Source organism: Acinetobacter sp. Lyrl_1 (assembly GCF_051948795.1).
Lineage (GTDB): Bacteria > Pseudomonadota > Gammaproteobacteria > Pseudomonadales > Moraxellaceae > Acinetobacter > Acinetobacter towneri.
This window is the reverse complement of sequence record NZ_JAYJLK010000005.1, coordinates 1-24,179: the sequence shown is the minus strand read 5'-3', so window position 1 is coordinate 24,179 and position 24,179 is coordinate 1. Positions and strand designations below refer to the sequence as shown.

At 41.2% G+C, this 24,179-nt stretch carries 15 protein-coding genes, 1 tRNA gene and 3 pseudogenes; 13 read left to right on the top strand and 6 right to left on the bottom strand.

The window, feature by feature from the left end:
• Positions 1-166: 166 nt before the first annotated feature.
• The 3 genes from VF675_RS03335 (at position 167) to VF675_RS03325 (ending at position 3,117) form a co-directional block, all read left to right on the top strand.
• Positions 167-499, top strand: coding sequence for a DUF485 domain-containing protein (locus VF675_RS03335; RefSeq protein ID WP_096902224.1), 333 nt, complete (start codon positions 167-169; stop codon positions 497-499).
• A 1-nt stretch (position 500) separates the two neighbouring features.
• Positions 501-2,210 carry a cation acetate symporter gene (locus VF675_RS03330; RefSeq protein WP_168418953.1) on the top strand — a complete coding sequence of 570 codons (1,710 nt, stop codon included), beginning with the start codon at positions 501-503 and terminating at the stop codon, positions 2,208-2,210.
• A 208-nt stretch (positions 2,211-2,418) separates the two neighbouring features.
• Positions 2,419-3,117 (top strand): ion channel, encoded by a 699-nt coding sequence (locus tag VF675_RS03325; protein ID WP_168542612.1) that lies wholly within the window; start codon positions 2,419-2,421, stop codon positions 3,115-3,117.
• An 84-nt stretch (positions 3,118-3,201) separates the two neighbouring features.
• Here VF675_RS03325 and omp33-36 read toward each other — a convergent pair whose 3' ends face one another.
• Complete coding sequence (gene omp33-36 / locus VF675_RS03320; RefSeq protein WP_440204765.1) at positions 3,202-4,122, bottom strand: porin Omp33-36; 921 nt, start codon at positions 4,120-4,122, stop codon at positions 3,202-3,204.
• A 1,127-nt stretch (positions 4,123-5,249) separates the two neighbouring features.
• Between omp33-36 and VF675_RS03315 the strand changes: the two genes are divergently transcribed.
• A complete protein-coding gene (locus VF675_RS03315; protein WP_026438407.1) occupies positions 5,250-6,950 on the top strand; it encodes a GGDEF domain-containing protein in 1,701 nt (566 codons plus the stop codon).
• Between the two features lie 124 nt (positions 6,951-7,074).
• Here VF675_RS03315 and uvrA read toward each other — a convergent pair whose 3' ends face one another.
• Complete coding sequence (gene uvrA / locus VF675_RS03310; protein WP_004970200.1) at positions 7,075-9,909, bottom strand: excinuclease ABC subunit UvrA; 2,835 nt, start codon at positions 9,907-9,909, stop codon at positions 7,075-7,077.
• A gap of 142 nt (positions 9,910-10,051) precedes the next feature.
• The gene (tenA, locus tag VF675_RS03305) at positions 10,052-10,726 is read right to left on the bottom strand and encodes a thiaminase II (RefSeq protein WP_180112734.1); all 675 of its coding nucleotides are present in this window, start codon (positions 10,724-10,726) and stop codon (positions 10,052-10,054) included.
• A 304-nt stretch (positions 10,727-11,030) separates the two neighbouring features.
• Here tenA and VF675_RS03300 point away from each other — a divergent pair, with 304 nt between their 5' ends.
• The 7 genes from VF675_RS03300 (at position 11,031) to VF675_RS03270 (ending at position 19,077) form a co-directional block, all read left to right on the top strand.
• Positions 11,031-12,116 (top strand): DUF475 domain-containing protein, encoded by a 1,086-nt coding sequence (locus VF675_RS03300; protein WP_004970195.1) that lies wholly within the window; start codon positions 11,031-11,033, stop codon positions 12,114-12,116.
• Between the two features lie 215 nt (positions 12,117-12,331).
• Positions 12,332-13,696, top strand: coding sequence for an MFS transporter (locus VF675_RS03295; RefSeq protein WP_440204764.1), 1,365 nt, complete (start codon positions 12,332-12,334; stop codon positions 13,694-13,696).
• 51 nt (positions 13,697-13,747) lie between these two features.
• Positions 13,748-14,323, top strand: a complete 576-nt coding sequence (gene ssb, locus VF675_RS03290) for a single-stranded DNA-binding protein (protein WP_178867371.1) — start codon at positions 13,748-13,750, stop codon at positions 14,321-14,323.
• 250 nt (positions 14,324-14,573) lie between these two features.
• Positions 14,574-15,137, top strand: coding sequence for an alkyl hydroperoxide reductase subunit C (ahpC, locus tag VF675_RS03285; protein WP_179995287.1), 564 nt, complete (start codon positions 14,574-14,576; stop codon positions 15,135-15,137).
• A 196-nt stretch (positions 15,138-15,333) separates the two neighbouring features.
• Positions 15,334-16,218: a pirin family protein gene (locus VF675_RS03280; protein WP_440204763.1), complete on the top strand. Its 885-nt coding sequence runs from the start codon at positions 15,334-15,336 to the stop codon at positions 16,216-16,218.
• A gap of 423 nt (positions 16,219-16,641) precedes the next feature.
• On the top strand, positions 16,642-17,949 hold the full coding sequence (locus VF675_RS03275) for an FAD-dependent oxidoreductase (protein ID WP_004970183.1): 1,308 nt from the start codon (positions 16,642-16,644) through the stop codon (positions 17,947-17,949).
• A 297-nt stretch (positions 17,950-18,246) separates the two neighbouring features.
• Complete coding sequence (locus tag VF675_RS03270; protein ID WP_154321174.1) at positions 18,247-19,077, top strand: SAM-dependent methyltransferase; 831 nt, start codon at positions 18,247-18,249, stop codon at positions 19,075-19,077.
• Positions 19,078-19,147: 70 nt separating this feature from the next.
• On the opposite strand, the pseudogene VF675_RS03265 reads toward VF675_RS03270, so the two are convergent.
• From VF675_RS03265 to VF675_RS03255, 3 genes and pseudogenes are all read right to left on the bottom strand, one after another.
• Positions 19,148-19,405 (bottom strand): annotated as a pseudogene (locus VF675_RS03265) (PAAR domain-containing protein); the annotation flags it as partial.
• A 362-nt stretch (positions 19,406-19,767) separates the two neighbouring features.
• Positions 19,768-19,843: transfer RNA gene (locus VF675_RS03260), tRNA-Thr, on the bottom strand.
• A 205-nt stretch (positions 19,844-20,048) separates the two neighbouring features.
• Positions 20,049-20,276: a hypothetical protein gene (locus tag VF675_RS03255; RefSeq protein ID WP_004970172.1), complete on the bottom strand. Its 228-nt coding sequence runs from the start codon at positions 20,274-20,276 to the stop codon at positions 20,049-20,051.
• A 394-nt stretch (positions 20,277-20,670) separates the two neighbouring features.
• Between VF675_RS03255 and VF675_RS03250 the strand changes: the two are divergent.
• Together VF675_RS03250 and VF675_RS03245 are read left to right on the top strand one after the other, a co-directional pair.
• Positions 20,671-23,553: pseudogene (locus tag VF675_RS03250) on the top strand (type VI secretion system Vgr family protein).
• Positions 23,553-24,179, top strand: a pseudogene (locus VF675_RS03245) (hypothetical protein); the annotation flags it as partial. The pseudogenes VF675_RS03250 and VF675_RS03245, both read left to right, overlap by 1 nt.

The window sequence follows — 24,179 nt, the reverse complement described above, 5'->3', positions numbered from 1 at the left end:
CAATAGGGCTATGATAGCCTATTCCATTGCCTTTGCGCTGAGGTTGATCATTTTTTTAGCGACCAAAGTCTAAATTGCAAATCGGCTTCAACATTGTTAATTTTAAGTTCGAAATAATTCGAATTAAAAATTTGCGCCTAAGGCAGGGCGCTTTAAGGAGCAGGTTATGGATGAGGTACAAGTAGATCGTATTCTACAAAACCCAAAATTCAAAGAAATGGTTCGCAGAAAAAGTAACCTAAGCTGGACATTAACAGCAATCATGTTGTTTGTGTACGTAGGTTTTATGCTTTTAGTGGGCTATAACAAAGAATTCTTATTGAGTTCAATTTCAGGTGGTGTGACGACTTGGGGTATTCCACTGGGTCTGGGCATTATCGTTTTATCTTTCATTTTATGTGCAGTTTACTCATCAATTGCGAATGGCAAACTTGACCAGTTGAATGAAGAAGCGATGCGTGAAGTTGAAGCAATTACACATGAGAAAGGACCGCACTAAGATGAAATGGAATTCATTGAAAGCACTGGCTGCGTCTACTGTATTAATGTCAGGTATGGCATTTGCAGGACCAGATTTAGGTGCAGCAGAACAGCAGCCAACCAACTGGCCAGCAATTATTATGTTCTTAATTTTCGTTGGCGCAACTTTGTTCATTACTAAATGGGCAGCGAAGCAAACCACGAGTACTAAGGACTTCTATACCGCAGGCGGTGGTATTTCTGGTTTCCAAAATGGTCTAGCGATTGCAGGTGACTATATGTCAGCAGCATCGTTCCTCGGTATTTCCGCAATGGTGTTTATGTCAGGCTTTGATGGCTTGCTATATTCACTAGGCTTCATGGTGGGCTGGCCAATTGTATTATTCTTGATTGCTGAGCGTTTACGTAACTTAGGTAAATATAACCTTTCTGACGTGGTATCGTTCCGTCTAGCTGAAAAGCCAGTACGTACCCTTGCAGCATTCAGTTCACTTGTTGTAGTTGCGTTCTATCTGATTGCACAGATGGTAGGTGCGGGCCAGTTAATCAAACTACTCTTTGGTTTGAACTACAACCTTGCTGTAGTAATCGTGGGTCTACTCATGATGGCTTACGTAATGTTCGGTGGTATGTTGGCAACAACTTGGGTACAGATCATCAAAGCGGTGATGTTACTTTCAGGTGCAACTTTCATGGCCTTCATGGTAATGAAAGGTGTGGGCTTCAGCTTCACTAACATGTTCGAGCAATCAATCCAAGTATTCTCTAAAGTACATGACTTGAGCTTGGCAGATGCTGCAAACATTATGGGTCCTGGTAAGTTAGCCTCTAACCCAATTGATGCAATCTCGCTTGGTCTTGCATTAATGTTCGGTACTGCAGGTTTACCACATATCTTGATGCGTTTCTTCACTGTAAAAGATGCAAAAGAAGCGCGTAAATCAGTTGTAGTTGCTACAGGTTTCATTGGTTACTTCTACCTATTAACGTTCATCATTGGTTTTGGTGCGATCCTTTATGTATCAAACAACCCACAATTCCTTGATGTTGCGAAAATGGCAGTTACTGGCAAGTTAGAACTTGTTGGTGGTAACAACATGGCTGCGGTGCACTTGTCTGACGCAGTTGGCGGTGACTTGTTCATGGGCTTCATTTCAGCGGTAGCATTCGCAACAATTCTTGCAGTTGTAGCTGGTTTGACATTGTCTGGTGCTTCAGCAATCTCTCACGACTTGTATGCTAACGTATTCAAGAAAGGTCAAACGACTCCTGAATCTGAACTTCGCATGTCTAAAATTGCAACTTTAGGCTTAGCAATCTTCGCAATGATCTTGGGTATTCTTTTCGAGAAACAAAACGTTGCGTTCATGGTAGGTTTAGCATTCTCTGTAGCAGCATGTGCAAACTTCCCAGTACTTGTATTGTCTATGTTCTGGAGAGGCTTAACGACTCGCGGTGCAGTGATTGGTGGTGTAGCAGGCTTAGCTTCAGCAGTAACCTTGATTGTATTGTCTAAAGCAGTTTGGGTAGATACGCTTCAAATTTCTGACACACCAATCAACCCATTTAACGGTCCTGCGATCTTTGCAATGCCACTTTCATTCTTCTGCTGCTGGTTGTTCTCTATCACTGACAACTCTGCGCAAGCACAAGCTGAACGTAAAGCATTCGATGCACAGTTCGTACGCTCACAAACTGGTATTGGTATCTCTGGTGCATCTGACCACTAAGGTCTGAAACACCTCAAAAAAGTCCCAGCAATGGGACTTTTTTTATGGCTAAAAATTCATGGATGATCTATCTAGCATCTAGGAGGGCTATTTCATCTAAAGCATAGAGAGGTTTTATATATGCAATTTTGATACAGAGTCCATGCATGCGGTGATCTGGCAGCATGTTATGTTAGAAATCAAAACAATAAAAAGGCAGCCGAGGCGTATGCAAGCACTACAAAATGTATGGAAAGGTTTTCGGATATTACCTTCGGCATGGCTGTTGTTCTTACAATTTGTGATTTTGCTGCTCTCACTTTTTGCACATCACAACATGCCCTATAAAGTCATAACATGGATGGTCGGCGTACTGGTCTTGTTATTGATTGCTAAAGTTATTCGTCAGACTCCTATGCTGAGTGTGCTGGGACTAAGTTTTGTATATGCTGCACTATTTTTTTCAGTATTGATTTTATTGGGGGTGCGGCATCCGCTGGTATTGGTACTGAGTCATGCCTGCGAAGCGGCTGCATATTTTAGTGCTGCTTATGGTTTATTGCGCTATATGTTTCATGATCGCTATTTAACCAAAGATGAGTTGTTTGCTGCGGCAGCAGTCTTTACTTTAATTGCTTGGGGATTTGCCTTTTTATATAGCATTTGCCAGATATTGATTCCACAGAGTTTTCAGAATCCAAATGTTATAGGCATGCAAAGCTGGCTAGACTTGCTGTTTCTGAGTTTTAGTTTGCAGTCTGCAACAGGTTTATCTGATTTAATGCCCGTTAGCCCAGAAGCTCGGGTGATTGCCATGTTACAAATGTTTTGTGGGGTAATGTATTTGGCCCTTATCGTTTCACGTTTAATCGCGCTGCAATATATCAGTCATTTACCCCATCATCACCATGATGATTCTTCGGATTAAATCGATACTCCGTGAGGGATATGTCAGGCATTAAAAAAGACGCTCAGAGGAGCGTCTTTTTTATATTCGGTGTCTAATATTCAATTAGAAACGGAATTTAGCGTTTAAGCCAACAGTTTGTGTGTCAACAGCTACACCTTCTGCATTCGCATTTACATAGCTTGCACCTACTGCAATCGCAGGAGTGATGAAGTAGTTTACGTTTGCACCCCAAGCAGAGTCGATAGCAAAGTCAGCACTAGTTTCTGCATAAGAAGCACCAACGCTAAGAGCAGGTGTTAAGTAAAGATCAGTTTTTAAGTTGTACATAGTGTCTTCACCATATACAAGACCAGCTTCAAAACCAACAGCCATGTTTGTGCCGTCAATTGCACCTACGTACTTAGTACGTGCAGTGATTGCATCTTGGTCATAGTTTGGGTCTTCGCCAATTGAAAGTGATTCAAGAGCTGCTTTAGCAACACCATTAGAAAGAATGTTGAAAGCATCTAAAGAATACTGGTCTGCAACACTTGTATAACCAACAGCAACCAAGAAGTTAGGCGCAACGACTGCACCAAGTTCTAAGGCATAACGGTCGCCATTGTCGTTTGGTTCGCCAGTTTTATTGTCTGTGATAGTATGGCTATAAGATGCACTTGCATACGCTGGAACAAGTTTAGTTGGAACATACGCTTCAGCTTTAGCGCCATACACGTGCACAACGTCACGATTACCTGGTAGTTTGTCTTCACCATAGTTATATGCTAATGAGAAATTAGATGCTTGGTTTAAGAACGCAGCTTCAGCCAATGGACCTTTAGTCGCATCAACATTTTTGAAGTAGTAAGTACCTTGAAGGGCACCATAAAAGTCCTGATCGTTTACTGTATTGTCGATATATTCAGATTGACCTTGAACTTCGAATTGGTACGCTTGAGCACCGGTCATGGCTAATAATAATGCAGTGGCTAAACCGAGTTTTTTCATGATAGTTACCAGTTTTGTTAAAAATGGATGAAACATTGATCATTTTAGTGTAACAAATTATTAAGTCAATGAACTAAAAGGACTTTATTTAAGAATTAAGTCCAATTGACTTTGGTGTTTAAAAAATATTCAAATAAAATTTTTGCTGTCAACCTAAAAACTGTATGGATAACAAGTCGATATGTTCGTTTTTGCAACAAAAGTAGAAATAATAAGCAAAGCATTAATTGGATTAATCGATAAATTTAATTGAAATTATCTGTAATAATAATTCTTGGAGAGTGAAGAATAACGGAAAAACTCACCTGTTTTAGGGTGAAATCATGATTTTTGGATAAAAAACAAACTAAAAATAAGGTCTGTTCAGAATAAATTTGAGTGGAATAGTCGGCATAATGTGAATTTAATCACATTAATTTTGACTATTTGTATAAAAATAAATCAGACTGGTTGACTAGGCTTTACATAAACTGTGATTTATTTCATAATTCCACCATGAAGTCCTACTACTTAAGTCGGGTTTGTAAATTATGTGACTTATCTCATAATTTAACCATCAAATCCTAAGCTTGGTTCATCCAGTAGTGCGATCTGATTCTCCATAATTGTTTGCTTTTTATCTGCCCAACTTTCCCCAAGGTTGGGTTTTTTTTTTGCATGTGAAAACGCAAATGGTTTTGCGAAAATTGCACTGATATGGTGCGGTTTGAGGGTGTGATATGATCAAAACCCATAAAAAAATCCCAGTTTTCTTTCAAAAACTGGGATTTTTCGCCAAAATTTGCGGGTAAATTTAGTTTACTGCTGAGGAAAAACTAAACTCGCCCTAATGAGGTGCATTATGCACCCAAATGTTGCATCTGTAAAATATTTTCTGCATGCTGAAACATTATTTTTTTGTATTTGTTGTTTTAAGAAAATCGGCACAGGGTATGGTTTTGGACGTTTTCTTGAATAAGATGCTCTAGTTAGACAGGTTTAAAATATCAGATCCAATTTAGCTGTTATGATTTGGTGATAAAAACTAAATAATTCAAAATATAAGTGAATTAATTATCTTTTTTGTAAGTAATTTAAAGATTGCTCATGTAATATAGTCGCCGATTAAGTGATCAAGTCCACGATTTTGCACAGTTATAATGACGTAGGTGAAACTTAGCATGATGATGAAATTGCGCACAGAGCATATCAGTCAGCGACTGTTGATCTCGATGATCATTATTATCGTGTCATTGCTTTTTATTTGCGTTCCTCTGATGGTGAATAGTTATCAGAGTTATCAAAAAACAAAACGTGCTTTAATTGAAATTTCTGTATTAGGCAAAGTGGCTGAACTGACCAATAGTATTTCGCGTGAACGAGCACCTGCAAACAAAGTCATGTCGAGTTCAGCAGCTGAATTTCAGCAAAATTTACAAGAATTGAAAGCGTACCGTGCTGGCGTGGATCAACAAGTAGAACAGACCATCAATATTTTAAGAAAAGAAGGTTTTATTATCCATGCGCATCATTTATCGCATCAATTAAAGACCGCTTTAGAACAAGGGCGTCAGGCGGTCGATGAATATGCAGCAACTCCACAGCATTTGCGTAGCTCTCAACAGATGGATCATGCGATTCAAAAAATGTTTGCGGCATGGGACAGTTCTCAGCATGTGCTGAAACACGTCATGCTCGATTCAGTGGCAAAAGACTCATCGGTATCGACCTATTATAGTGTGATTTTTGTTCTTTCAGATTTGCGTGATCAAGCGGGAAGGGTGGCATCCAATATTATTGCCGCGGTAACGTTTGCTGAAAAAATTCCTGAAACCAATTTGGCGAGCTCTTTGCAAACCCAACGCCAAGCTTATTATTTGTGGGATTTAATCCATACCATTTTGCCTGAAGCACATAAAATTCCTGAATATAATATTTTGCATGATCAATTAAAAAAGGAGTTTCTGGATGAGGGAATTCCTATCGTCAATCAATTGATTCAGCAAAGTATTGATGGGCAACCCTATTCATTGACAGGCACTGAACTCACCCAAAAATTGGTGGATAAATTCAACACTGTGGTCAGTTTGCAGTCATTTATATTAGCGCACAGTTTGCAGGTTGCGCACAAAGATTATCATCAAGCTCAGCGTATTTTCATTTTAACCCTAGTAGCGTCAATTATTTCGTTATTGGCTGCTATTTTCACCATGGTCTATGCGCGCTCAAAGGTCTTTATTCCTTTAATTCAGGCACGCAGCCAAATTTTACGCTTGGCAGCTTATGATGATGAAGCTCAAGGGACGCAAAATCCAGACAAGGTAACGCTCTTAGAGGCCATTCAAAAATTAAAACAACGCCTAGAGCAGCGTGATATTTTAGAATTTCAGCTGCGTAATATTGCCAATACCGATGCCTTAACTGGTGTTTCCAACCGTTTGGCGCTTGAGGAATACATCAAATATTTAGAACATCGACCTGAAAAATTGAGCAAAACTGGTCTGATTATTATGGATGTGGATAAATTCAAACACATTAACGATACCTTCGGGCATGTGGTAGGTGACCAAGCTTTAAAATGTATTGCCGATACTCTCAAAGCGCATGTCCGTGCCTCAGACTTGGTGGTGCGTTATGGTGGCGATGAGTTTTTGGTTTTGATTGAGCAAATAGAATTTACTGAGGCGCTGTATTTGGCAGATAAATTGCGCTGCCATATTGTGAATCAAGAAATTTTTATTCCAGAACTGAATGATTATATTCAAGTGTCGGTCAGTGCTGGCGTGGCGGTGGGTGCTGCGTCATGGAGCAGATTGTTGGAAAAAGCCGATAAACACTTATTTAGAGCCAAAGCACGTGGGCGCAATGCCGTTGCTGGTGACTAAGTCACAGTAATTGATCCACGAGCATTTCCGAAGTGATAAAAAGCCTAGAGTGAAAGATTCAGCACAAGTTTGTGCTGAATCTGTATTTAAACTTGAATGGGCTTAAAAACTGAAATAATCTATTTTAGCCTTTTAACATCGGTTTTAAGAATTTTGCGGTATGTGAAATTTTAGATTTTGCGACAGTTTCAGGTGTGCCTTCGGCAATGATTTGTCCACCGCCTGCACCACCTTCAGGGCCTAAATCGACAATCCAGTCTGCAGTTTTAATCACATCTAGGTTGTGTTCAATCACCACAATGGTATTACCCTTGTTGCGTAGCTCATGCAGGATGTCGAGCAATTTGGCAATGTCATGGAAGTGCAAACCAGTGGTCGGTTCATCCAGTACATACAGGGTTTTGCCTGTATCTCGTTTGGCCAGTTCACGCGCCAGTTTTACGCGCTGTGCTTCACCGCCAGATAAAGTTGTAGCTGATTGACCAAGGCGGATATAACCCAAGCCAACCTGATTTAACGTTTCCAACCGACGATGAATCACAGGAATGGCATCAAAGAAATGCATGGCATCTTCAACGGTCATTTCCAAAACATCAGAAATATTGCGACCTTTATAACTGACTTCCAAAGTTTCGCGGTTATAGCGTTTACCATGACAGGCATCGCAAGGCACGTACATATCTGGCAAGAAGTGCATGGCAACTTTAATCATGCCATCACCCTCACAAGCTTCGCAGCGTCCACCTTTAACGTTAAAGGAGAAGCGTCCTGCTGCATAGCCACGTGCTTTAGCTTCAGGGGTTTGCGCAAACAGCTCACGAATTGGAGTGAACAAGCCTGTATAGGTCGCGGGGTTCGAGCGTGGCGTTCGCCCAATCGGGCTTTGGTCAATATCCACCACTTTATCTAAATATTGCAAACCATCAATCGAGTCGAATTTTTCTGCGGTTAATGTAGTTGCGCCATTTAATTGTGTTGCAGCCAAAGGCAACAAAGTACGGTTAATTAGGGTGGATTTTCCTGAACCCGACACGCCTGTGACACAAGTCATTACCCCTAAAGGCAAAGTGAGATCCACTTTTTTCAGGTTATGTCCTGCTGCGCCCATTAGCTTAATTTGTTGTTCGGGATGTGGCGGTTGGGTGCGCGTTTTCGGCACTTCAATTTTTAATTTGCCCGATAAATACTGCCCTGTTAGGGAGTCTGCATGTTCGGCCAGTTCTGCATAGGTGCCTTCGGCAATAATATGTCCACCATGCACACCTGCACCTGGGCCAATATCAATAATATGGTCGGCAGCGCGAATCGCATCTTCATCGTGTTCTACCACTAACACCGTGTTACCCAAGTCACGTAAACGAATCAGGGTTTCCAACAGGCGATCATTGTCACGCTGGTGCAAGCCAATTGAAGGTTCATCTAGCACATACATCACGCCCATAAGCCCCGCACCAATTTGAGATGCCAAGCGGATACGTTGTGCTTCACCGCCTGAAAGAGTTTCGGCGGAGCGTGACAGACTTAAATAATTCAAACCCACCGACACTAAAAAGTGCAGACGTTCACGAATTTCTTTAAAGATTTTATCTGCGACTTCACCTTTGGCCCCTTCAAGATTTAAGCCTTGATAGTAGTCTTCGGCATCGCCAATCGACATTTGGGTAATTTGAGCAATGGTTTTGTCTTTCACGCGGACATTACGAGAGATTTCATTTAAACGTGAACCACCGCAGGCATCACAGGCAGCATTAGATAAATACTGCGCCAAATCATCACGTACATAATTACTTTCGGTTTCACGGTAACGACGTTCTAAATGCGGTAACACGCCTTCAAACGCAATCACACGTTTATGGTGGCGTCCACGTTCATCAGTATAGCTCAGGTCAATTTTGTCTTTACCTGTGCCATACAGGAATTTCTTTTGTGTCACGCTGTCCAGCTGATTCCATGCCGTATCGAGTGAGAGTTCATAATGTGCCGCGACTTTTTCCAGCATGCTGTAATAATACGGACGCTGTCTGTCCCAGCCGCGAATTGCGCCCTGACTAATCGACAGTTCAGGGTTTGGAATCAATTTTTCCGCACTGAAATGGCTACGTGTCCCCAAACCATCACAAGTTGGACAAGCGCCAAAAGGGTTGTTAAATGAGAACAGGCGCGGTTCAAGTTCTGCCACGGCACGGTCACATTGCGGGCAAGAGTGCTTGGCCGAAAAAATACGATCAGGTTGTTCCGCATTCATCCACGATAAAATGGCTAAATCGCCACCTAAACGCAGTGCAGTTTCAAAGCTTTCGGCAATACGGTTGCCCAAATCATCTCGGACTTTAAAACGGTCTACCACCACTTCAATGGTATGTTTTTTCTTTTTATCGAGTTCTGGTGGTGGGTCAATGTCCATGACTTCGCCATCAACTCGGGCGCGTACAAAACCCTGACTTTGTAGCTGTTCAAACAGATGCACATATTCGCCTTTACGCTCACGAATCACAGGCGCGAGTAGCATTAAGGCAGTGCCTTCTTCCAGTGCTTTTACAGCATCGACCATTTCTGAAACAGTTTGCGCCACCATTGGTAAATCATGTTCAGGACAGTAAGGTGTGCCGACACGTGCATACAGTAAACGCAAATAGTCGTAAATTTCGGTAATGGTACCCACGGTTGAACGCGGGTTATGGCTGGTCGATTTCTGTTCAATGGCAATTGCGGGACTTAGACCTTCAATCGAGTCGACTTCAGGTTTTTCCATTTGCGATAAAAACTGGCGTGCGTATGCAGAAAGCGATTCGACATAACGACGCTGTCCTTCGGCATAAAGGGTATCAAACGCCAGTGAAGATTTTCCTGAACCAGATAAACCCGTAATTACCACAAATTTATCGCGTGGAATATCAAGGTTCACGTTTTTTAGGTTATGGGTACGTGCACCTCGAATACGGATATGACTTTGGCTCATAAAAACTTCTCGATATTTTGCAAATGAAAAACCTATATATGATAGCGCATGAAAATTGTTCAAGTGTTATTTTTCATGCTTTATCGGTCATGGCTTGTCGCACTGTATGGAGTGATCCCCATACGGTGCGTGAGGGCGGCCGTTAAGCTTGATCTAAACCCGGCCACTGACGTTGATGATAGGCGCTATCCCAGAATAACCATTCCAGTTCTGCAGCTTTGGTGTAGGCGTGGTGCATTTTTTCAAGGGTATCGGCATCACAGCGCGCAGCAACACGGTCTATGGTTTGAATCACATTATTGACTGCGGTGTGGAATTCCTCGCCCGAATAGGTATCGACCCATGCCTGATACGGATTATTCGGTGCAGAATTATTGACGATATCTTTACCAACTTCGGCATAAATCCAGAAACATGGCAGTAGTGATGCCAATACCACAGGATAGCTTTCTGACCATGCGGTTGCGACTAAATAAGAAGTGTAGTGATGACAGGCAAGGGTCAGCGGAGTAATTTCAAATTCCTGTTTGGAAATATCAAACTCCTGCATAAAGCTGTCATGTAAGGTACGTTCCACCACAATTGCGATTTTGGCGGCATCTGCGAACTGAATAATATCATCTGCATCAAAAGCTTTAGCCGCACAGACTGCCAGTGCACGCCCGTAGGCAATTAAGTAATGTGAATCTTGAATCACATAATGTGCAAAAGCAGCTTTACTTAAGGTGCCTTGTGCCAACTCCTGATTAAATGGTAAAGCGAGCGTCTTGTGATAAAGGGCAAGGTTACGTTGCCAAGCGTCTTGAGAAAAGCGCATCCTAAATTCCTAATATGTCGTTGCATTTCACTATAGCAGTTTGGGAATGAAAAACACGGTTTTCACGGTATCTGATCGGGAAACCAAAAATCATACGAAGAATTTTGCCGAAGTTGAGGAAAAAGCGTCATAATTGCAGCATAAAATTTTACATTCTCAGTTTTTGTCCGATTTAAAATTCGGGCAATTCAATTTTCAGAATTTTTGTATCTGTTAAAGCTTAATCAAAACTGTACTTTGCGTTGATGGTACAGATTCGGCAGATGAAAAGTTCAGATCAAAATATAGTGATAGGTCGTTTCTCATGATGAAACATTTTGGTTTCTCAATCGTATTTTCGATTGTGTGTCTTGCGCTATCTGCATACTGGGGCTATACCCATGGCCCAGAAGCAGGTGTGCAAACCATGCTTACCGCACTAACCATTACCGCAATTTTGGCGATTATGGAAGTGTCGTTGTCGTTTGATAACGCGGTGGTGAATGCGTCAGTGCTGCGCGGTTGGGATCATTTCTGGAAAATGCTGTTTTTAACCGTGGGGATTATCATTGCAGTTTTTGGTATGCGTTTAATTTTCCCTGTGGTCATTGTGGCGGTCACTGCCGATATGGGCATGATGGAAGTGGTGCAACTGGCATTGAATGATCCGAAGCAATATTCGGCTAAACTGATGGCACATCACCCTGAAATTGCTGCTTTTGGTGGCGCATTCTTGTTGATGGTTTTCCTAAACTTTTTCTTGGATGATGAAAAAGACACGCACTGGTTTAGATGGTTTGAGCGTCGTTTGAGCAATCTGGCAAGCGTGCCTGCCATGTCGGTATTTTTGGCCTTAGTGACTTTGTTAATCATGGCGGCCAATGTGGTGGAAGATAAGCGCCTTGTGGTGACGATGGCGGGTATTTGGGGCATCGTGATTTATATTGGCGTACAAGTGCTGAGTCACATGTTGGGCGGTGAACCAGAGGTCGATGAACAGGGCAATGCTGTGCGTCATGACGAAAATGGCGTACCGACAGGCGTGGTGAAAGCGGGTATTGGGGGCTTTTTATATCTGGAAGTGCTAGATGCCTCGTTCAGTTTTGATGGTGTCATTGGTGCATTTGCAATCACCTCTGATGTGGTGATCATCATGTTAGGCTTGGCGATTGGTGCAATTTTCGTGCGTTCGATGACGATTTATTTAGTCGAAAAAGGCACGTTGGATGCCTATATTTACCTTGAACACGGTGCGCACTATGCGATTGGTGCGTTGGCCTTTATTATGATTGCCAGCGGTACAGGCTTGCATGTGCCAGAAGTGGTGACAGGTTTAATTGGTGTTGCCTTTATTGTTTGGGCGGTGATTGCATCTATTCAATTTAAAAAACGTCAGGCAAAAGCGGGTTAATGCTATGGTGATGCCCGTTGCTGTATTGCCGCGAAATCACAGAGCAATACGGTGATGAAGACTGTATAAAATATAAATTTGGGTGCACAACGTTGCGCCCTTTTTTATTGAAAAAGTAGGGTCTGTTGAATAAACATCGGGAAAAATCAGCATCCTTAAGCTGAATGTTGTAGGATATCTGCAAATTCAAAATTATTTAGTTTTAGTCGATTGATATGATGAATGCCTTAGAACGCCGCTCGACCTTTGCTTTAAGCAGTATTTTTGCATTGCGCATGTTGGGTCTGTTCATGATTATTCCTGTATTTTCAGTAGCAGGGCAGTCATATCAATACTCAACTCCTGTACTGATTGGTCTTGCCGTTGGTGTTTATGGACTCACCCAAGCCATTTTACAAATTCCGTTTAGCTTAATTGCAGACCGTTATAGCCGTAAGCCATTGGTGGTTTTTGGCTTATTACTGTTTGCTTTGGGTGGTGCAATTGCAGCCATGTCTGACACCATTTATGGCGTGATTATTGGTCGTGCCATTGCAGGTGGTGGCGCAGTATCTGCCGTGGTGATGGCATTACTGGCCGATGTGACCCGCGAAGAAAACCGCATGAAAGCCATGGCGGTGATGGGGATGAGTATCGGTATGTCCTTTGTGGTGGCCTTTAGTTTAGGGCCATGGCTTACGGGCTGGGTTGGTATTTCAGGGTTATTTTGGGTCACCACAGTGATGGGACTAGCAGCGATTCTCATGTTGTTATTGGTGCCTAAAGTCACGCGTCATCATCGTAATTTTCAGCAAGGCTATATCACTCAGTTAAAGCAAGTCCTGAAAATGGGCGATTTAAACCGTCTGCATGTATCGGTATTTACCCTACATTTATTGCTGACTGCCATGTTTATTTATGTGCCTTCGCAATTAATCCAATTTGCCGATATTCCTTTGCAGCATCATGGTTGGGTGTATTTGCCATTGTTGTTGGTCAGTCTGTTCGTGGCATTTCCAAGCATTGTTTTGGCAGAAAAATATCGCAAAATGCGTGGCATTTTCCTGACCGCGATTGCAGGTATTATTTTAGGTCTGTTGGTGCTGATTTTCGGGTTTGAATCGAAGTACATCCTTTTATTGGGTTTGGGCTTATTCTTTATTGCCTTTAACGTTATGGAAGCCTTATTACCTTCGTGGTTGTCAAAGGCTGCACCAATTCAATCTAAAGCCACCGCGATGGGTGTAAATGCCAGTAGTCAGTTTTTGGGTGCATTCTTTGGTGGGATGATTGGCGGACAATTATTGATGCTCAACCACACCGCAATGGGTTGGAGTATTTTGACCGCGATTGCTATAATTTGGCTATTCGTTAGTTTTGGATTGGCGCAGCCGCGCTATCTTTCGTCTTTGGTGTTGCGTTTGCCTGAGAACCGAAAAACAGATGAATGGACTTCTCAACTTTTGGCAATTCGTGGTATTGAAGAGGTCGTGGTGATGTCTGACCAGCAAGTGGCTTATGTGAAAGTGGATAAACAGCAAATTGATGATGCTGCGCGACAACAATTAACGCACTTGTTTGGGAAAGAGGTAGCCATTTAAGCATAACTCTTATAAAGTAAATAATAGAAACAAATAGGAAGAAAACGTCTAATGCGTGGTGTAAATAAAGTCATTTTAGTGGGTACTTTAGGTCGTGATCCTGAAACAAAAACTTTCCCAAATGGGGGTTCTCTCACTCAATTTTCTATCGCAACCAGTGATGTCTGGACAGACAAAAACACGGGTGAGCGTAAAGAGCAAACAGAGTGGCATCGCATTGTTTTACATAACCGTTTAGGCGAGATTGCACAGCAATATTTACGCAAAGGTTCTAAAGTATATATTGAAGGTTCATTGCGTACGCGTCAGTGGACAGACCAAAATGGTCAAGAGCGTTACACCACTGAAATTCGTGGCGATCAAATGCAAATGCTTGACTCTGCTAACCGTGGACAATCTGACCAGCAAGATGGTGGTTTTGCTCAACCACGTTTTAACAATAACCAAGGCGGTTATGGCAATCAGAGCCAAGCTCCAGCCACAGGTTATGCGAATCAAAATCAAGGCGGTTTTAACCAAAATCAGGGTGGTGGCTATGCCAACAATAACCCAAGTGGTTTTGCACCGAAGCCACAAGCTGCGCCTGCAACCGCACCTGCAGATTTAGATGATGATTTGCCGTTTTAGTACACCCTAGAGATAGCCATTTGATTCAAAATGGAAAATCATCATCCAAACCCTTTGTTTCGACAAAGGGTTTTTTATGCAGATATTTAGCAAATATCTATTTTCTCGATTAAATTTCAAACTATGATAGGATTTATAATTCATAAATCCGATTATTTTTATAAAAAAACACTGTTTTACCGATTCTTTCGATTTTCGTATTCTAGCTACACAAGATAAGCAATCCCCGAAACGAATTGAGGAGTCATCCATGAGTTTAATCAATACCCAAGTCAAAGCATTTAACGCAACCGCTTACCACAATGGTCAATTTATTGACGTATCTGAGCAAGACTTTATTGGTAAATGGTCAGTGGTGTTTTTCTACCCTGCAGATTTCACCTTTGTTTGCCCAACTGAACTTGCCGATTTAGCCGATCAATATGCTGAATTCCAAAAAATGGGTGTGGAAATTTACTCAGTATCTACAGACACACACTTTACCCATAAAGCATGGCACGACACCTCAGAAGAAATTAAAAAGATTCAATATCCAATGATTGGCGACCCAACTTGGACATTGTCTAAAAACTTTGAAGTGCTGATTGAAGCAGAAGGTTTGGCAGATCGTGGTACTTTCGTGATTGACCCTGAAGGTAAAATCCAAATTGTAGAAATCAATGCAGGTGGTATTGGTCGTGACGCGCAAGAATTGTTGCGTAAAGTGAAAGCAGCGCAATATGTACATGTGCATCCTGGCGAAGTTTGCCCTGCCAAGTGGAAAGAAGGCGATGCAACCCTAGCACCATCTATTGATTTAGTTGGTAAAATCTAACCGAATCATCGCACTCAATTTTAAAAATCCAGAACCTCGCTTCTGGATTTTTTATGCTCATGATTTGTTTAACCATGTATAAGTTTCAGCAAGATTATTCCATTCTTGCAATGCTGTATGCCAAATTTGCACTAGGTTGTGGTGCGATGAGCGATTAAGATCAAAACATCTATTCTCCTAGCAATAGGTGTAACACATGAAAAAAATAATCGGTTTATATCGCAACCAAAACATGCATTGGGTGGGCGATGGTTTTCCAGTCAAAAATCTATTTTCTTATGACCGTTTAGGGCAGGCGATCAGTCCATTTTTACTCTTGGATTATGCAGCGCCGTATCATTTTGATGCGACTACGGCACAACATGGTGTTGGTTCGCATCCACATCGCGGTTTTGAAACGGTGACGCTTGCCTATCGGGGCGAAGTGACGCATAAAGATTCGGCAGGTGGTGGTGGCACCATCAAAACAGGCGATGTGCAGTGGATGACAGCAGGTGCGGGTGTGGTGCATGAGGAATTTCACTCCAAAGACTATGCAGCACAAGGCGGATTGTTTGAAATGGTGCAGCTTTGGGTGAATTTGCCTGCCGCAGACAAAATGACATCGCCACGTTATCAAGCCATTGAATCTCAAAATATTCCGAAAATTGAGTTTGAAAATCAGGCGGGGCATTTACGCATTATTGCAGGTCAGTACGCAGAGCAATCTGGGCCTGCCAGCACCTTTAGCCCTGTCAATGTTTGGGATGGACAATTGAAAGCTACACAGACCCAAGCGCTGCATGTGCCGGTAGATCACAATACTTTATTGGTGGTGTTGGCAGGTGAAGTGCGGGTCAATGGCAGTCAACTTGTGCAAGATCACTCAGTGGTGTTATTTGCTCAAGATGGCGAAGCGTTAATTCAGCTTGAAGCACTGCAAGATACGCAATTTTTAGTGCTGACAGGCAAGCCATTAAATGAACCTATTCAAGGCTATGGTCCATTTGTCATGAATACCAAGCAGGAAATCATTCAAGCTTTTGAAGATTTTAATCAAGGCAAGTTTGGTGAAATTCCGATTCAACATCAAGCGGGTTAAGCTTTAAAAAATCTTAGCCAAGAAAAAAGCCTCATGTCGATGTCCCGACCGAGGCTTTTGTTGTTCTGGCGCTGTCAAATTTCTAGTTTTAGCGGATTGATCATATTCTTTATGATAATTATCTGTGATGTAGTTATCATTTTTGTGCTTGGTATCATAGCGTTTAGACATTTATTTGTAAAACGAAAATTATAAAACTGGTGAATTTATCTACATGGTTTAGAACACTATTTATAGTGTTTAGAAAATAATATGAATAAATTATAGGGCTTATTTAAGCACTTCCTGATTGTTAAAAAATGTAATCATATTGCCAATCTACTTTGTGTTGTTTATCTGTGAAAAGTACACAATCTGGTAGTTTTTAATAGCTCATTTTCCTTAGGCATGGTTCATAATTTCATAAAGTATGTAAAAAGATGGATGATCGGTTTGGATATCGCAGTGATCGGTAGTGGTATGGCTGGACTGGCTACCGCAAGAATTCTTAAAGATGCAGGGCATAACATTACAATTTTTGAGGCGCTGCCTGGTCGTGGAATGGACAGTCATAGCATCGAATTTGAAGATGGTTTAATTGATGCGCCGTTACGGGTCATGAATCCACATTTGTGGAAAAACACCCTCAGCTTGGCCACACATTTAGGTATTAAAACTTATCCTGTACGTACTTATATGGCGTGCAGTTGGTTATTTGAAGATCGTACCGAAACTTGGCTGACCACAAGTCGCACCCGTATTGGTAATTTCCCAATCATTAACAACCGTAAAGGGATACAACAATACGGCTGGCGTTTGGTGAAAGGCATGTTGCAGTTAAAAACAGCCATTGCTAAATTTTTCAAATCTAAAAACCAAGACATTACCCTTGCGGAATTTATCAATCGTAACGAAATTGAAGAAGTGTTTTGGCATGGTGCAGTGATGCCAGTGCTTTACACCATTTGTACTTGTGACCCTAAAACCATTGGTGAATGGCCAGCAAAACCATTGTTGGTATTTTTACGCCAATTGACTGATGGTGATGCATTATTGCGTTTACAAGGTGGCACGCCTGCATTGGTTGATAAGTTGATTGAAGGTATTAATATTCAAAGTGGTGCAGCGATTACTCGTGTTCATCAACAAGAAGATGGTGTAATTGTTGAAAATTCTGAGGGTCAGTCGCAAACATTTGACCGTGTAGTGATTGCAACGCCAACCACTAAAGTCCAAGACTTCTTGGACAATCAACAATTTGCAGAAGATATTGAATTGCTTAAACAGTTCAAATTCGAGCAGGGTGATTTGGTGATTCACACTGATCAAACGGTGATGCCGCCAAAACGTAAAGATTGGTCTGTTTTAAGTTATATGATGGATCGTAAATTTACTCGTCAGCAATTTACGGTATGGCTTAACTCGATCGAACCAACTTTGGTCGGTAAATCGCCAGTGTTCCAAACATGGCGTCCAGTTACACCAATTGATCCGAAAAAGATCATTTCAACGGTAACTTTAACCCGCGCTGTGGTGGATTCAAAGACAGTGGCATTAAACAAAGAGTTGCAGCAGCGCCATCACCAAGACAATCGTAAAGTGTTCTTCTGCGGTTCATGGTCGTGCGATGGTTTACCAATTTTAGAATCTGCAGTGACTTCCGCTATGCATATTGCAGAAATTTTTGGTGCACCATTACCGTTTATTGATTTAAAACCACAAGTTGAGGTTGCGCCGCAATTAGGTTATTAAGTTTAGGGTCTGTTGATATTTCATAAATGGTTTGTGCTGTAGGCTAAAACTGAGCAGATCAGGCATGAAACGCAGGGAATAGCGAGACTATTGCCAAGTTTCATAACGCAATCTGAGAAAGTTTTAGCCACAGCCTTTCAGGACAAGCATATTTTTTGCTGCTATTGCGTTATGAGTCAGTCATTTAGAATGACTAAATTTCCTGCCTCATGCCTTATATCAGCTAAAAAATATGCGTTGTCGCAAACATAGATGAATTATCAACAGCCCCTCTTTTTTGAATTAGACTGAGTCAGTATGAAATGGCAACAGGCGATACGACAGCATTTTCCAAAACATAAATATGCCATTCAAGCGGCATATTTGGGAGATACTTCCGCACTGCCGTGGAGCAATTTAGGTTATTGGTCAGATGCAGTGGGATCTGATTATCCCGCTGCATGTCAAAATTTAGCAGCGCATTTGGCCGCAGCAGTGCATTTAAATTCAAAAGATGTTGTACTGGATTTAGGCTGTGGGCAAGGTGCCAGTCTTAAATATTGGTTGGAACACTATCAAATACAACGACTTGAAGCTGTTGAGCTACAAGATCATCATGTGCAGTCGATTCGACAACATTTAAATTCAAATATTAAAATTCACGCTGCTTCATTTTTAAATTTAAAAGCACTTTTTCCACAACCACGTTTTGATGTGGTGTTCTGTATCGATGCAGCATATCACAGTCATTTGAATTCATTTTTAAGTCAGGTCAGTGCGGTTTTGAATTCAAATGGACGTTTGGGCTTTCATTATTTAATTTGGGCAGAACAAGCGCCAACGCATGCGTTCAAACAGCTGCAATATCGTGCCTTATTAAAATCTGCCGCTGTCAATTTTAAAGATCTGATGTCTGAAAGTCAGCTTCGAGCGGTTTTAGAACAGTTTGAATTTAAACAGATTCAGGTGGAAGATTTGTCGGCACAAGTTTTGGCGGGTTTTGCTGACTATGTGAATCAGCATCTCAAGCATCGAGTACAAACGCGAGATACAGACTGGTTTAAAATTGCCATGACCGCACGTTTATGTGCCAAGCTCTATGCGGATGGCTGGATTAAATATGTGCAGGTGAGTGCGGAAAAAGCTTAATCTATCGTAATCAGCTGCTAGATAATGAAGTTTTTCGGTGTTTGGATGTTCATAATTGGCTTTAAATCCCACCCACCACATGAAACTGTTTCGGTAAAATTTTTGCGCCACACGTCAATTGATCCCCGACATAACCCACGGCTTTGTCATCAAAAAGAATATGATCGTGACTTTTTATAATCGTGGACCAACGTTGGCACTGAGGGCAGAAATGTCCATTACCCGCCACTAAAAATAAATTTCCCATTTGAGAAACACGCATTTGATTGGCAAGGATGATTCCACCATGATTGGTCATGGAATGATGCGTTGCAAAGCTTTGAGCCATGAGGTATTCCTTAAACTAGAAAACTTTAGAGAAGCATTGTTTTAATACTCAATTTTCTAAGACTTATAATTTTAAATTTTTATTTTAATTCACAAAAATATTTTTAAATGTCAGTTTATATGGATGAAACATCAACAAAATAGACCATCAATATAAAAATACGATCTGAAATATGTGTACAGCATTCTAAATCATAAAATACATTTAACAAGTGAAAAGTCACAATCTTGTATTGCAATTGAAGTTTTGCAGATAAATCGAAGCCCTAAATAAATTGGAGATTCGAGCAGCATGAGGAAGATAAAAATATACGTTTATAGAAACAAAAAACCTCATAAATTAAAAACTTATGAGGTTTAATATGGTGCCGGCACACGGATTCGAACTGTGGACCTACTGATTACAAGTCAGTTGCTCTACCAACTGAGCTATGCCGGCGTTGTGTAGAGAATTTTACAGAATTTTTACGTGTGCGCAAGCCAAAAAGTAACCGTTTAATGCAGGGCATAGAGTTTTTGAAGATTTTGTACACAGTATTTTGGCGCGTTACAAACGAGGAAATCACATAGAAGGTTTTGTATGAAATGAGCCCAGCGGGTGGGCTCATTGAAGAAAATAACTTGAAATGAAGTGTGAAAAGCGATTATTTATTTCTTAAGATGCGATCTAAATCCTGTGCACATTCTTCTAAGGTAAAGGCCATATCAAGTTGCATTTGTGGTTTGAGTTCATTTGCGAGCGTTCTCCATTGTTCAATTAGGCGAATGGCTTTTTGAATCTTATGTTTGTTGATGTCTTTGGCGATGGTAGGCGTATATCCTCCACGTTTAGCATTTTTAATTTGTTTGACATAATTTTGGCTGTTATTCATGTTCACTCCCGAATAGCAGTTATATATGTAAGGCATTTGCATGCTTTTATTATGCTAAAGCTTAATGATGACCCTTTTATGTAGAAAGCTGAGATGACGAAATAAAAATAAAAAAAGGTTTTGATAAAAAACAATAAATTTCTTCACCTCTCCTTTTTTGACGGCATAACTCAGTTGTAGCATAGCGATTGAAGATTGTCTTGACTGCAGAGTAACGCAATGTGTCATGTTTGTTGATTTTTCATCAATAGAGGGATTGAGGATTATCAAAATTGGCGATGGAGATGGTCTTAACTGCAAATTCCGTTTATCGCTTTATCCATTTTACGCTCTAGATAATTGCCAAGTTGCTGATTAGAATAGCGCCACTATAAAAATAGCAACGATAATAACAATGCAAAGTTCACTCTTTGCTGTATTAGAAAAATTTGGCTTAAGCCCTCAACACCGCACAATTCATATCCAGTTTTCTAATTCAGCCTTAAATCATCAGGTCTTTTTGCAGTGCGTTTATGGTCAGCATGCCATCAACCAAGGTTTGTAGATGGATGTCTTATGCCTCTCACCGCATGCAAATTTGCCGTTGAAACAATTTATTGGCAGTCGGGTGGCTGTAGATCAACTCACCGATCAAGGCGAATTATTTCGACATAGCGGCATTATTACTGCAGCAGCGCAAGGGCAAAGTGATGGCACGCTCAGTCTCTATAAATTGCAGATTCAGGATGCAACGGCTTTGTGGCATAAACGCCGCAACAGTCGGGTATTTATGAATAAAACTGTGGTGGAGGTGAGTGAAATTCTGTTTAAAGAATGGCAAGACCGCAGTGCATTATTTGCTGCAAGTTTAAGTTTAGATTTAAGTGGTCTCAGTCAGCGTTATGCAGTTCGACCTCTCATCATACAATCCAACGAAAGCGATTATGAGTTTTTAACCCGTTTGTGGCGTAGCGAAGGCATCAATTGGTTGGTGGATGAAAAACAACCTTGGGTTGAGCATTTTTTAACGCCTATGGATACACAAAAATTAAGACTGATTGAGCAGAATAGTCATTATCAGCCCTTAAAACGTAGACGAGTGGCATTTCAGCGTACAAGTGCAATCGAGCAGCGGGATAGCATTTACACTTGGATGGCACAGCGTAACCTGCAACCCACTGAAGTACAGTTACAACGCTGGCAACCCGATCTTTTGGCACAGGACCAAAATTCAGTACAGTTCACATCGCCCTTACAAAGTAGCACACAAAATAGTGAAGCTTTAAGTTTAGAACAGGCGTGGTGCGTGAGTCCTGCGTGGATGCAAGACTTAACTGGGCAAGATCAGGTGACAGCTGCAAGTACCGAACAATTAGAACAATTGGGACAACAATTGGCTCAGTATTATGATTTGCAGGCAAAATATTTTTCCGCGCAAAGTAATTTACGTGATGCGCAAGTGGGGTATTGGTTTGAATTACACGGGCATGCTGAAATTGATCAACATCCCCAAACTGAACGAGAGTTTTTAATACTGTCCAAACAGTTTTATAACCAAAACAATTTAGCACCTGAATTACAACAGCATTTTTTGAGTCTGCTGCAACAAAGTCAGTGGACATTTCAGTTACCGTTGGAGGGTGATCCTCAACAATTTTGTCAATTGAATTTGATTCGACGACATATTGCGCTCGTTCCAGAGTTTAATCCATTACTGCATCGTCCCGTGGCTTATCCACAGCGCGCTAAAGTGGTTGGACCTGAGGATGAAACCGTGCATGTAGATGCGTGGGGGCGTATTAAAGTTCGGTTTTTATTTACCCGAAGTGATGACCACTTGCATGATGGTGGTGCGGGTGCCAACGACAATGAGAGCGATTCGGCGTGGGTGGATGTACTCACACCGTGGGCAGGTGAGGGTTATGGTGCAAGATTTCACCCACGTATTGGTGAAATTGTGGTGGTGGATTTCTTTGATGGCAATATTGATCGTCCTTTTGTGGTTGGACGTTTACATGAGGCAGAACGACAACAGACACAATTCGATACAGTTGGAACTCTACCCGATACCAAATACTTGAGCGGGATTCGTTCACAAGAAATACGTGGTGCAGGGTTTAACCAACTTCGCTTCAATGACACCACCAAACAATTCAGTGCGCAATTGCAGAGTAGTCATGCTGCGAGTCAGTTGAATTTAGGATATTTGAGCCATCCAATGCGGCAGGAGGATTCAATTGGGCGCGGCGAAGGCTTTGAATTAAGAACTGATCGGTGGGGAGCTGTGCGTGCAGGTGCAGGCTTACTGCTTTCAACTCATCCACAAGCACAGGCACAAGCGTATCATTTAGATGCGAGTCCTGCCAAAAGGCAATTGGAGTCCAGTTTAGCGGCAAGCAAAGGCTTAAGTGAGTTGGCACAAAATCAGCAAACAGATCCTTTGGAAACACTGGAGCATCTCAAAGAATTTTTAAATCAAATTGAACTAGAAGATCAAACTAAAGCGGCAAGTTTTAAGCAGGCGGTTATGATTCTTTGTGCGCCCAACTCAATTGCAGTTTCAACTCAGCAAGATTTACACCTTTCTGCAGATCAACATATTCATCAAAGTGCCGCAGGCAGTATTAATGTTTCTACCCAAAAATCTGTGATTACACATGCACGCGATAAAATCAGTTTATTTGCAGCGGAGCAAGGTATAAGTGCTTTTGCAGCCAAGGGAAAAGTCGAAATTCAGGCACAAGATGATGGTGTAGATTTTTTTGCACGGGAAGGGATTCAAATTATTTCAACTGAGGGGCGCATTGAAATCAGCAGTCCGAAAGAAATTGTGCTAACGGCAGGCGGTTCACAAATCAAAATAAATTCAAAAGGTGTGTTGAATACAACAGGTGGGAAATTTGAATGTAAGGCGGGGCAGCATTGTTTTGAGGGTGGGGAACGGGTGGCAAGCGTCCAATACAGTTTGCCTCAAGCTGAGACTGAATATAGTCATCAAATTGATTATCAGTGGGATGTTGCAACTGAAGATGAGAAAGAGATTTTTGTTGTCGGAAAGCAAGATGGAAGGCTCATTAACACGAATAAAAATATACAAGATGCAAATCAGAGTGTCAGTTCATTAAGATTTTATACGTCAGAAAAAACTGAATTCGTTGCGTTAGGGTTTAATTCATCCTATGTCTATTTAACTCAGTCGGCTGTACAAGATAATAATATTGATGAATTATGGGCTGAAATAGAAGAAGAAACAGAATTAGAAGAAGATGAAGTTTATGCAGAAGAGGATTTAGGCTAATGAGTAATTTAGTCACAATTACATCAAAATTTTATGATCGTTCAGGGCGTCGGGTGATCAACTTAAATGTTATGTCTAGATACCAAGGTTCAAAACGTGAAAATCTTCAGAAAACTGATCTTCATGGGCAGTTTGTATTTCAGGCATCTCCACAAAGAACAGTAGAAATACTGGCAAAACCACCCAATCAAAAAGATTTTACTGTTTTTAAGGTCATTCATACATCTATTGGTTCATCATCACAAGATCCAATAAAAATTCAGTTACCTAAAACAATTGAAGAATATAAACAAAAAGAATTAGGTGAAACCAAAGCTAGAATTGTTACAACTACTTTTAAAGTGGTAGATTGTGCTGGGAAAGTGGTTTCAAATTTTCCTATTCAATCAAGACCTAGAGGGCGGAAAAATGCTTATGAACGATATACCAATGAAAATGGGATCGTGGAGGTATTGTCATCACCACAGCGTGATATTGAAATTTTGGTGTTAACTTCAAATGATCAATTTGTCGTGAAATGTGAGGTAAATTCTAAAAATGGCTCACAGCAGCCGATTTTAATACAACTCGATGAACCATATAAGCTGTCATTAAAAAGTAAACATGTATTCTTTTCCGAATTGGTT

Coding starts and splice junctions, on each gene's coding strand:
- tenA (WP_180112734.1), bottom strand. CDS start 10,726: ATGCGCTTTTCTCAAGACGCTTGGCAACGTAACCTTGCCCTTTATCAC.
- VF675_RS03295 (WP_440204764.1), top strand. CDS start 12,332: ATGATGAATGCCTTAGAACGCCGCTCGACCTTTGCTTTAAGCAGTATT.
- VF675_RS03275 (WP_004970183.1), top strand. CDS start 16,642: ATGATCGGTTTGGATATCGCAGTGATCGGTAGTGGTATGGCTGGACTG.
- uvrA (WP_004970200.1), bottom strand. CDS start 9,909: ATGAGCCAAAGTCATATCCGTATTCGAGGTGCACGTACCCATAACCTA.
- VF675_RS03315 (WP_026438407.1), top strand. CDS start 5,250: ATGATGAAATTGCGCACAGAGCATATCAGTCAGCGACTGTTGATCTCG.
- VF675_RS03330 (WP_168418953.1), top strand. CDS start 501: ATGAAATGGAATTCATTGAAAGCACTGGCTGCGTCTACTGTATTAATG.
- VF675_RS03280 (WP_440204763.1), top strand. CDS start 15,334: ATGAAAAAAATAATCGGTTTATATCGCAACCAAAACATGCATTGGGTG.
- VF675_RS03335 (WP_096902224.1), top strand. CDS start 167: ATGGATGAGGTACAAGTAGATCGTATTCTACAAAACCCAAAATTCAAA.
- ssb (WP_178867371.1), top strand. CDS start 13,748: ATGCGTGGTGTAAATAAAGTCATTTTAGTGGGTACTTTAGGTCGTGAT.
- VF675_RS03255 (WP_004970172.1), bottom strand. CDS start 20,276: ATGAATAACAGCCAAAATTATGTCAAACAAATTAAAAATGCTAAACGT.
- VF675_RS03325 (WP_168542612.1), top strand. CDS start 2,419: ATGCAAGCACTACAAAATGTATGGAAAGGTTTTCGGATATTACCTTCG.
- VF675_RS03270 (WP_154321174.1), top strand. CDS start 18,247: ATGAAATGGCAACAGGCGATACGACAGCATTTTCCAAAACATAAATAT.
- ahpC (WP_179995287.1), top strand. CDS start 14,574: ATGAGTTTAATCAATACCCAAGTCAAAGCATTTAACGCAACCGCTTAC.
- omp33-36 (WP_440204765.1), bottom strand. CDS start 4,122: ATGTTTCATCCATTTTTAACAAAACTGGTAACTATCATGAAAAAACTC.
- VF675_RS03300 (WP_004970195.1), top strand. CDS start 11,031: ATGATGAAACATTTTGGTTTCTCAATCGTATTTTCGATTGTGTGTCTT.